This is a genomic window from Allofournierella sp. CML151 (assembly GCF_027853465.1).
Lineage (GTDB): Bacteria > Bacillota > Clostridia > Oscillospirales > Ruminococcaceae > Allofournierella.
In genome coordinates, this window is record NZ_JAPNNW010000013.1 from 90,774 (window position 1) to 99,980 (window position 9,207).

Below are 9,207 nucleotides of genomic sequence, written 5' to 3' on the forward strand. Positions count from 1 at the left end.
AAACGAAGAGCGCCCCGGTTTTCGCCGGGGCGCTCTTCGTTTTATTTGGACCGGAGAGTTTGTGAGAAAGACGGTTCCAAAAACGCAAGGTTGAAAAGGGGGAAAATCATTTCAGATGGCGGTCGAAGAAGCTGATCATCAGCTCCTTGACCGAAGGCTGGAAGAATTCACGGGAGCCGTGGCCGCCGTGGCGCAGCACATAAAATTCGGCTCTGTCCTCCAGCCCGGCGTCACAGATGGCCTGATAGAAGGGCTCGCTGCTCAGCTCCAGCGGAACAATGGGGTCGTTGTCCCCGTGGAGGATCTGGATGGGGCACATCCCTGGGTTGATCTTGCCGGGCACACTGGCTGCCACTGCACGCTCCTTCATGGTGGCGGGATCGCCGCCCAGCAGCGCGCCGCCGTGGGTGTCCTCCAAACGGTGCCAGCGGAAGGAGGGGTCGGAAAAGCGCTTTTCCTCGTTTTCCATCAGGGCCAGCACATCCACCGGGCCGAACATATCGCAGCAGGCCTGCACCCTGGAGGACTGGTCCAGGTGTTCACCCACGTCGTCACCGTCCAGGTTCATGGCTGCCATGGCCGCCAGATGGCCGCCCGCCGACCGGCCGAACACACCAATGTGTTCGGGGTCGATTTCGAATTTCGTGGCGTTGGCCCGAAGGAAGCGGATGGCTTCCTTCACATCCCGGATCTGATCCGGGTAGTGGCCCTGGGTGCTGCTGCGGTAGTAGATGGACGCCACCACATAGCCTGCGTCGGCAAAGGCGCTCATCTCGCCCAGCATCAGGTTTTTGTCTGCGCCGCGCCAGCCGCCGCCGGGAATCCAGACCAGGGCGGGCTTGGGGGAGTGGTCCTCCCGGGGATCGTCTTCGCCGATAGCGAGCTTTTGTTCGCTGTTGCCGTTTTGCAGCAGCACCGAGAGCTTCAGCTCCAGGAGATTGCCCTCCAGATCGGTGCGGGTGGCATAGACCACGTTGTCGATGAGATTCAGGGCCTTGCGCTTATGGCCCGGGTCGATGTACTGTTTCATGTTGTTGCCTCGTATGTTTGATAAGGGTTAATTATAGATGGGGAAGAAGAGATTCACGCCGATAATCAGCGAGATCATGAGCAGCAATACCAGAGGCAGGGTGAATTTCATCACCTTGAAGGCATTGTGATTACCAATGCCAAAGGCCATCATGGCACCGGCACAGCCGGTGGGCATTGCAATGGCGAACCAGCTGGAAACAGCCGCCACCAGAACCACGGCCTTCACATTCATGCCACCAGCCTGTGCTGTGGCCGCGGCGATGGGGCACATGAGGGCCATGGTGCCCATGTTGGAAAGGAAGTTGGTGAGGATGGTGGTGACCACACAGAACACGATAGACACAAACAAGCCACTGGGATTGGAGCCCAGAATGTTCAATACAGTGTTGCCGATCAAATCGCCCACGCCGGTGCTGCCCAGAACCGAGGACATCACAGTCATGCCGGCGATCATCCAGACCATGTCGCTGGTGAGGGTGGAAACGGCTTCCTTAACGCTGAGAACCTTGGTGAGGATCAGGATCAGTACGCCGGCGGCGGGCAGAACATTGGTGACATCGCTGCCCAGCTGATTGGAGAGCATGAAACCACCCATAACAAGGAAGAATACCAAGAAGGTGATGATTTCATCCCGCCGACTGAGGGCTTCGGTTTCCTTCACGTCCTTTACCTGGGAGTTGTCGATCTTGCCACTGGGAATCAGCTTATAACACAGGATACAGTAAACGGTGCCGACAATGGCGGGCAGAATGCCTGCTTTGAAGTAATCGGTGATAGCCAGCAGATCCTCAGGGCCTACCATGCCCTGATAGAAAGAGTTGATGGTGCCGGGTATGGTGGCGCCCATGCCGATGGGAATTTTGGAAGTCCAGATGGTGTTGATGCAAGCTACCGCAAACAGCATGCGGGCGGGGGAGATGGAGCTCTTTTCGTCCAGCGTCTGCACAAACAGCAGCATGATGGACAGGCAGGCGATCTGGCCCATCAGCTGGGACAGGGCGATGGTGATCACATACAGCGCAACCACCAGAAAAATACCCTGTTTGCCCTGTAAATTGGTCATTATACCGCGCAGGCGGTGCACCAGGCTGGTTTTGCCCAAGGCGCTGGCCACTACAATCATGGTTGCAACCATGATTGTAGTGCTGTTGGAAAGACCGGAAAAGGCAGTGCTCAAATCACATACGCCGGTGAGCACAAAGGCCACACAGCAGATCATGCCGGTGACGCCGTAGGGGATGGCGCGGGTCAGCAGCATGACGACCATGAAGGCAAGAATGGCCAAAACGATAATCATTTCTATGGTCATGATGATCCTCCTGATTGTTTGGTTGAAAAACAACAGGAAAAAATCGACGATTCCCCTGGGGGTGCGGCCGCAAAATTGTGCGAAATATCTGTTGTTTTTTCTCTATATCACTATATTACAGAGAAAATGACGGACGCACAATCCAGCGAAGACTATACAAATTATAAGCAAAAACTATGGATGCTCTTGCGCCTGACCATTCGCAGCGATACAATAAAGTCAGAACGGAAAACGGGAGGAAGCGGGCATGAATGTGCGGGGAATGGAATATCTGCTGGCCATTGAAAAAACAGGCAGCCTTTCCGCCGCGGGTCGGCTGCTGAAGGTTTCGCAGCCGACCCTTACGGTGTTTGTGCAGGGGCTGGGGCAGCAGCTGGGCGCGGCGCTGTTCCGGCGGGAGGGTCGCTGCCTTGTGCCCACCGCGCAGGGCCGGGTGCTGCTGAATGCCGCCCGGGAGATCGTGGCGGTGAAGGAGCATACCTATCAGACCATCCACTGGCTGACCCACCGCCAAAGCAGCCGCATTGTGATCGGGGCAAGCCCGCTGCGAGGTTCACTGCTGGTGGCCGAGATCTTCCCCGCTTTCAGTCGGCGCTTTCCGGATGTGGAGCTGGTGATCCGGGAGGGCTATACCCGGGACATCAAGGACTGGGTGCGCCGAGGTCAGGTGGACTGCGCCCTTGCCAGCTATGTGAGCGGCGAGGAGGGATTTGAGGCGATTGCCACCATGAAGGAGGAGATCGTGGCGGCAGTGCCGGACTTTCACCCCATGGCGGCTATGGCGAGGGAACGGGGTGACGCGCTGCCCTGTGTGGACATCAGCTGTTTTGCGGATTCCCCCTTCGTGATTGCGGCAAAGGGAAACACGGTGCGCACGGTTTACGATCGGATCATGGAAAAGGAGGGCCTGCGCCCCACCGAGGTGTTTGAGACCAACAACATGCAGGTGCTTTGCCGGATGGTTCGTCAGGGTGTGGGAGCGGCACTGGTGCCGGTGAGTGCCATGGAGGACAACCGGCAAGCGGTGACTTACTTTTCCATTTATCCCCGTTATTATATTCATCTGGGCATGCTGCTTCCTCCCGGACGGGCAGAGCTGAGCGAAGCAGAGCGGTATCTGGCCTATCTGGTGATTCAGAGCGATCTGAAAAAACCGGTTTACCGGCGAAGCCTGAATGTGAAAGCCCAGCAAATTCTGAAGGAATTTGGAGGAGAGGACGCACGATGAACCTGCAGAGTATGGAATATGTGATCGCCATTTCCGAGGAAAAAAGCCTTTCCCGGGCGGCGGAGCGGTTACTGATCAGCCAGGCCGCCCTGAGCCAGCATGTGAAGCGGCTGGAAACAGAGCTGGATGCCAAGCTGTTCGAGCGCCAGCACGGTCATCTGGTGCTCACCGATGCGGGCCGCGTTTATGTGAACGGAGCCCGCCGTGTACTGGATATTTACAACAAGGCACTGTATCAAATTTATCACATGTGAGCGGCAAACAAAGAGCCTGTGCGGTGCACAGGCTCTTTTTGTATGGGTCTTAAGTCAGGCTCTGCAGGTATTCGTCCATGGCGGCGGCCACGGTCTTGGAATACTTCACCGCCTCCACCACGGTGCGGGCGCCCAGCACCACGTCGCCGCTGGCGAAGATGCCCGGGCGGCTGGTGTGGCCGGTCTCGTCGGTGGCCAGAAGACCGTGATCGGTGGTGTTCAGGCCGTGGGTGGTGTTCACGATCTTGTCCTTGGGGCCCTGGCTCACCGCGATGATCACGCTGTCCGCCGGAAAGAGCGCCGGTTCGCTCAGCTGGGTTACCTGACCGTTTTCATCGAAGGATGCCTGCCGGTACTCCACGCCCTGATCGGTGATGCGCTCGCTGTGGATGCCGTAAAGAAATTCCACTCCGTCGGCCAGCGCGTAGTCCACCTCTCGCACGCTGGCGGCGGCCCTGTCGGACCGGCAGAGGATGGTCACATGTTTTGCCCCCTTGCGCAGGGCGGTGCGGGCCACGTCCATGGCCGAGTTGCCCGCGCCGATCACCGCCACATCATCGCCCAGATCATACACATCCGGATCCACCAGATAGTCGATGGCAAAATGTACATGGCCCAGGCTCTCGCCGGGGATGCCCAGCTTTTTGGGCCGCCACACACCGGTGCCGATGAAGATGGCCTGATAGCCGTCCCGCTGCAGATCATCCACCGTGAGTGCCCCGCCGATGGAGGTGTTGGGCCGGATCTTCACCCCCAGCTTCACCAACTGATCCTTGTACCGGTCCAGCACCGACTTGGGCAGCCGGAAGGCAGGAATGCCGTAGCGCAGCACGCCGCCGATCTTCTCCCGGCTTTCGAACAGGGTCACATCGTAGCCCTTCTGGGCCAGCAGCACCGCGATGGTGATGCCCGCGGGCCCGCTGCCGATGATGGCCGCCCGCTTGCCCTTGTTTGCCTCCCGCTGGATCTTCATCCGGTCCAGATAGGTGTCCGAGATGTAGTTCTCGATGCTGGAGATATGCACCGGGGCGCTCTTGCGGCCCAGCACACAGTGCCCCTCGCACTGCTTCTCGTGGTCGCACACCAGCGAGCAGACCACGCTCAGGGGGTTGTTCTCAAACAGCATCTCGCCGGCGGTGTCCAGCTGGCTGTTCAGAAACAGCTGGATCATGTCCGGAATGGGGGTGTTGATGGGGCAGCCGGTGCGGCACTGGGGTACCTTGCAGTGCAAACAGCGCCGGGCTTCGTTTACCACATGGATGGCCATATTGTGTTTCCTCCTTGCCAATGGTGAAAAAAGGGTGGAAAAGCACCCCGGCAAAAGCCGGGGTGCGGCGGTCAGGTAATAGGAGCGGGATTGAAGATGCACAGGTCGTTGTGGAAGCCGTACTGGTCGCTGTAGGGCTGCTTTTCGCCGCTGGCCACGTCCAGAATGAAGTCGAAGATCTCCTGCCCCACCTGAGCGATGGTTGCTTCACCGGTGGCCACGCCGCCGGCGGAAATGTCGATCAGATCGAACCAGTGCTCCTTCATCTCGTTGCGGCTGCACACCTTGATCACCGGGGCCACGTCCAGCCCGTAGGGAGTGCCGCGGCCAGTCATGAACACCTGCAGGCCGATGCCGCTGGCCAGCTGGCTGGGGCCGCACACGATGTCGCTGGCGGGGGTGGCTGCGTAGATCAGACCGTGCTTTGTGGGCTTTTCCGCGGGGCTGAGCACCTCCACAATGGGGCTGGTGCCGGATTTTGCAATGGAGCCCATGGCCTTTTCCACAATGTTGGCAAGGCCGCCCTTTTTGTTGCCCGGAGTGGGGTTGGCGTCCCGGTCCACGCCGCCCGCGTCCAGATAGTCATCGTACCATTTCATCTCGGCGGCCAGCTTGTCCCGGCAGGTCTTGTCCACGCAGCGGGCGGCCAGCAGGCGCACGCCGTCCCGCACTTCGGTCACCTCGCTGAACATCACGGTGGCGCCGCCCCGCACCAGCATATCGGCCGCATAGCCCGCGCTGGGGTTGGCGGTGATGCCGCTGAAGGCGTCGCTGCCGCCGCACTGCATGCCGATGAGCAGCTCGCTTAAGGGCAGCTCCTCCCGGCGTCGCTGGTCCAGCTTCTGCAGCTTTTTGTCGGCCATGTTCAGAATCGCCTGCATCATGGCGTCGTGGCCCGCCCAGTCCTGCAGGGTGAGCACGTTTTCCGGGGTGATGTCCTCGGGCGGGAGTACCCGGTCGTAGGTGAGCTTTTCGCAGCCCAGGCCCACCACCATGATCTCGCCGCCGAAATTGGGATGACGGATCAGGTTGGTGATCGCCCGGATGGGGATTTCGGCCATGGGCGCGTTGATGGCTACGCCGCAGCCGTAGGGATGGGTCACCGCCACCACGCCGTCCACGTGAGGGTATTTGGGCAGCAGCTCCTTTTTGATGCGCTCCACTGCCACCTTCAGCACGCCGGCGGCGCACTGTACTGTGGTCACGATACCCAGCAGGTTGCGGGTACCGGCGGGGCCGGTCTTGTTCCGGTAGCCCATCCAGGTGGTGCGGGTGGGGGCGGGCAGCTGCTCGGCGGGCACCAGATTGATGGCGTAGGGCATGTCGTCTAGGGTAGGGCTCTGGGGCAGGGTGAGCATGTGCTCGTTGATCCAGCTGCCCCGGGGGATGTCATCCTTTGCGTAGCCCAGCACCACGCCGTAGCGCAGAATCTCGCCCCCGGCGGGAATGTGGGTCAGGGCGATCTTGTGGGCCTGGGGAATGGGCTGGAGAGTGACCAGGCCGGGGGCGGCCTCCACGCCCGCCTCCAGGTCATGCACGGCCACGGCCACGTTGTCCTGGGGCTTGATCTGAATGATTTTCGGGGATTCGGTAGGCATGTTTCATTCGCTCCTTCTGTGATCAAATTCCAGCTATCTTACACAATATCCAGTGGGGTGCGGCGGGTGGGTGCGGGGAAGGCGGCGTCCAGCGCGGCCAGCTCCTCGGCGCTGAGCACCAGGTTCATGGCGGCGGCGTTGTCCAGTGTGTGCTCGGCCCGGCTGCTGCGGGGAATGGGGTACACGTCCGGCCGGGTGAGCAGGAAGGCCAGCAGCACCTGCCAGGGCGAGACCCCGTGGGCCTTGGCGGCGTTCTGCACTGCGGCACAGCCCGCCAGGTCCCGGCGCAGGCTGCCCGCCTGGGCCAGGGGACAGTAGGCCATCATGGGCATGCCCCGCTGCTGCATCCAGGGCAGCAGGTCAAACTCCACGCCCCGGCTGCCCAGATGATAGAGCACCTGGTTGGAGGCGCACCGGCTGCCGCCGGTCACTTCCATCAGCTCGTCCATGTCCAGCGCGTCAAAGTTGGAAACGCCCCAGGCCCGGATGCGTCCCTTCGCCTTCAGCTGCTCCATGCACTCCACCGTCTCGGCCAGGGGCACCGCGCCCCGCCAGTGCAGCAGGTACAGGTCCAGATAATCGGTGCCCAGCCGCCGCAGCGAGTTTTCGCAGCTCAAAAAGATGTTGCGCCGGTCCGCGTGGAAGGGGTAAACCTTGGACACCAGATACAGCGAGGCCCGGTCCATGCCCCGGATGGCGCTGCCGATCAGATGCTCCGCCGCGCCCTCGCCATACATCTCGGCGGTATCGATCAGATTCATACCGGCCTCCACGCCCGCCTGCAGGGCTTTGCGCTCCCGGGCGGCGGTGGCGGCGTTTTCACCCAGGTACCAGGTGCCCTGGCCCACCCGGCTTACCGCCCGGCCGTTTTCCGTGATGAATTCCATTGTGCTTCATCCTTTCGTGCTAAAGAACAATACTCCGCTTTTATTGTAGTCGCCGCCCAGCAAGGCAGACAATGGATAAATTGTACAGCTGTGTTGGATAAAGTTGTAAAGACTGCACAAGCGAGGTATAATGTTTCGTTTTCAATGAAATGATGTGAAATGAAATGGCACAGGAAAGCACGACTGGGGGAGCGAAAATACAGTTCCGCTGTGCTGTGATTTTCATAAATTGTGATGGAATAGTCAGGAACTTGTAGAATGGAGACAGCACATACACTGCGTGAACACTACTGTGGACAACGGTGTCGTCTACCATATGCTATCCCCCGGTTTATCCCCACGACCGGTGGAAAAAGAAGGAGTTCAAAAAGGCCCTGCTCAAAACGCTGGGCATCTACCGCACCTATCTGTACTATTGCTATCTGCTGGGAAGATTGCCTGAGAAGATTCCCAACCATCGTCGGCCCCATCCGGCCATGCGGGAGGAATCTGCGCTACTGGGAGCAGATCGAAGCCCAGCTGCATCTGCTGGAGTGATATTCGCTGCAAACCCGGGAGGAAGTGGAGCGATTCATCACGCAGAAAACTGAGGAAGTGCAAACTCTGGAAGCCCGGCGCACCCACTGCCAAAACCGACTGCGCCGCTGCCACGATCCGGCAGAATGCGCCGCCCTGCATACCGAGAAAGACCAGCTCACCAAAAAAATTTGCGCGGTACACAAAGAGCTGCGCACCGCACAAAAAATCCCGCCCCGGGCAGACCGGATGCGGGAAAGAATTGATTTGTTGAACGCCCAGGAGCAGTAACATGTAGAACGATAACACAAAAGAAGAAAGGACAAACGACTATGAACTACTACGGAATTCTGACCAACGACAAAGAGCTAATGGAAGCCAACCTGGAGCAGTACAGCCGCTCCGAGAAAGCCGGGACTTTCAATTTGCGTCTGAACTATCGCACTTGGGACAAGCGGATGTACCTGTTCTGTTGCTTCACCGATGAGGATACCGGCGAGAAGATTCGCCTTGCCTGCCGGTGCAACTCCAAAGGGAATATTAATTGGGTTATGGCGGAGAAAATAGATTGATAGACGGTGAATTCCTGTTGCTACATAGATTGAAAACTATTCCGTTTCAAAGGAAAGGTTGTCTGCATCATCGGATGTATCAGAGTAAGCTGACACGATTTACAACAAAAGCAATGTCAAAGATTATTCCGGATACGCCAGATGCTGTTAGTGGATGGAATACACCCAATCGGTATTTCTATGAAATCGTGAATTCCACAGGAAACAGCATATATATCAAATTAGCAGTCAGCGCAAAAAATGCAACGTCAAGTTTTATTGAGTTAAGTGATAAGATTAATGAGCTGAATCCGGCAAAATTGGAAAGAAAGGAATGGCAATGGCGCACACTGTTCAGAACAAAAACAATGCGTTTCAGTGAGAATCCAACCAAAGAAGAGATTTTTGCTTGTCTGGACAAATGCTTGCAAGAGATCTTGATTTATGAAGAGGATGTTCGGCGGCATTTGGAAAGCAATCATAGCTAAGAAAAAGGCGCCACAGTTATTGCTGTGGCGCCTCAGCTTGTAGAAAAACCTGCTGTGACAATCAAGCCAGAGCGGTT

At 58.2% G+C, this 9,207-nt stretch carries 11 protein-coding genes; 6 read left to right on the forward strand and 5 right to left on the reverse strand.

Translation table 11 applies throughout. The features are described 5' to 3' along the window. Positions 1-106 precede the first annotated feature (106 nt). Together PH256_RS10510 and PH256_RS10515 are read right to left on the reverse strand one after the other, a co-directional pair. Positions 107-1,030, reverse strand: a complete 924-nt coding sequence (locus tag PH256_RS10510; protein ID WP_270914130.1) for an alpha/beta hydrolase — start codon at positions 1,028-1,030, stop codon at positions 107-109. A 27-nt stretch (positions 1,031-1,057) separates the two neighbouring features. Further along, positions 1,058-2,341 (reverse strand): SLC13 family permease, encoded by a 1,284-nt coding sequence (locus PH256_RS10515; RefSeq protein ID WP_270914131.1) that lies wholly within the window; start codon positions 2,339-2,341, stop codon positions 1,058-1,060. Between the two features lie 247 nt (positions 2,342-2,588). Here PH256_RS10515 and PH256_RS10520 point away from each other — a divergent pair, with 247 nt between their 5' ends. Beyond that, complete coding sequence (locus PH256_RS10520) at positions 2,589-3,569, forward strand: LysR family transcriptional regulator (RefSeq protein ID WP_270914132.1); 981 nt, start codon at positions 2,589-2,591, stop codon at positions 3,567-3,569. Further along, on the forward strand, positions 3,566-3,823 hold the full coding sequence (locus PH256_RS10525) for a LysR family transcriptional regulator (protein WP_270914133.1): 258 nt from the start codon (positions 3,566-3,568) through the stop codon (positions 3,821-3,823). The genes PH256_RS10520 and PH256_RS10525 overlap by 4 nt, the downstream gene beginning before the upstream one ends. A gap of 49 nt (positions 3,824-3,872) precedes the next feature. Here the strand turns inward: PH256_RS10525 and PH256_RS10530 are convergent, their stop codons facing one another. The 3 genes from PH256_RS10530 to PH256_RS10540 all read right to left on the reverse strand — a co-directional run bounded on the left by PH256_RS10530 (position 3,873) and on the right by PH256_RS10540 (position 7,575). Continuing rightward, the gene (locus PH256_RS10530) at positions 3,873-5,090 is read right to left on the reverse strand and encodes an NAD(P)-dependent oxidoreductase (protein WP_270914134.1); all 1,218 of its coding nucleotides are present in this window, start codon (positions 5,088-5,090) and stop codon (positions 3,873-3,875) included. Positions 5,091-5,161: 71 nt separating this feature from the next. Beyond that, positions 5,162-6,688, reverse strand: a complete 1,527-nt coding sequence (gene garD / locus PH256_RS10535) for a galactarate dehydratase (RefSeq protein ID WP_270914135.1) — start codon at positions 6,686-6,688, stop codon at positions 5,162-5,164. Positions 6,689-6,726: 38 nt separating this feature from the next. Beyond that, on the reverse strand, positions 6,727-7,575 hold the full coding sequence (locus tag PH256_RS10540; protein ID WP_270914136.1) for an aldo/keto reductase: 849 nt from the start codon (positions 7,573-7,575) through the stop codon (positions 6,727-6,729). A gap of 302 nt (positions 7,576-7,877) precedes the next feature. Here PH256_RS10540 and PH256_RS10545 point away from each other — a divergent pair, with 302 nt between their 5' ends. From PH256_RS10545 to PH256_RS10560, 4 genes are all read left to right on the forward strand, one after another. Beyond that, on the forward strand, positions 7,878-8,165 hold the full coding sequence (locus PH256_RS10545; protein ID WP_270914137.1) for a hypothetical protein: 288 nt from the start codon (positions 7,878-7,880) through the stop codon (positions 8,163-8,165). Positions 8,166-8,169: 4 nt separating this feature from the next. Continuing rightward, positions 8,170-8,382, forward strand: coding sequence for a hypothetical protein (locus tag PH256_RS10550; protein WP_270914139.1), 213 nt, complete (start codon positions 8,170-8,172; stop codon positions 8,380-8,382). Positions 8,383-8,423: 41 nt separating this feature from the next. After that, positions 8,424-8,663 carry a hypothetical protein gene (locus PH256_RS10555; protein ID WP_270914140.1) on the forward strand — a complete coding sequence of 80 codons (240 nt, stop codon included), beginning with the start codon at positions 8,424-8,426 and terminating at the stop codon, positions 8,661-8,663. A gap of 113 nt (positions 8,664-8,776) precedes the next feature. After that, a complete protein-coding gene (locus PH256_RS10560) occupies positions 8,777-9,130 on the forward strand; it encodes a hypothetical protein (protein WP_270914141.1) in 354 nt (117 codons plus the stop codon). The last annotated feature ends 77 nt before the right edge of the window (positions 9,131-9,207 follow it).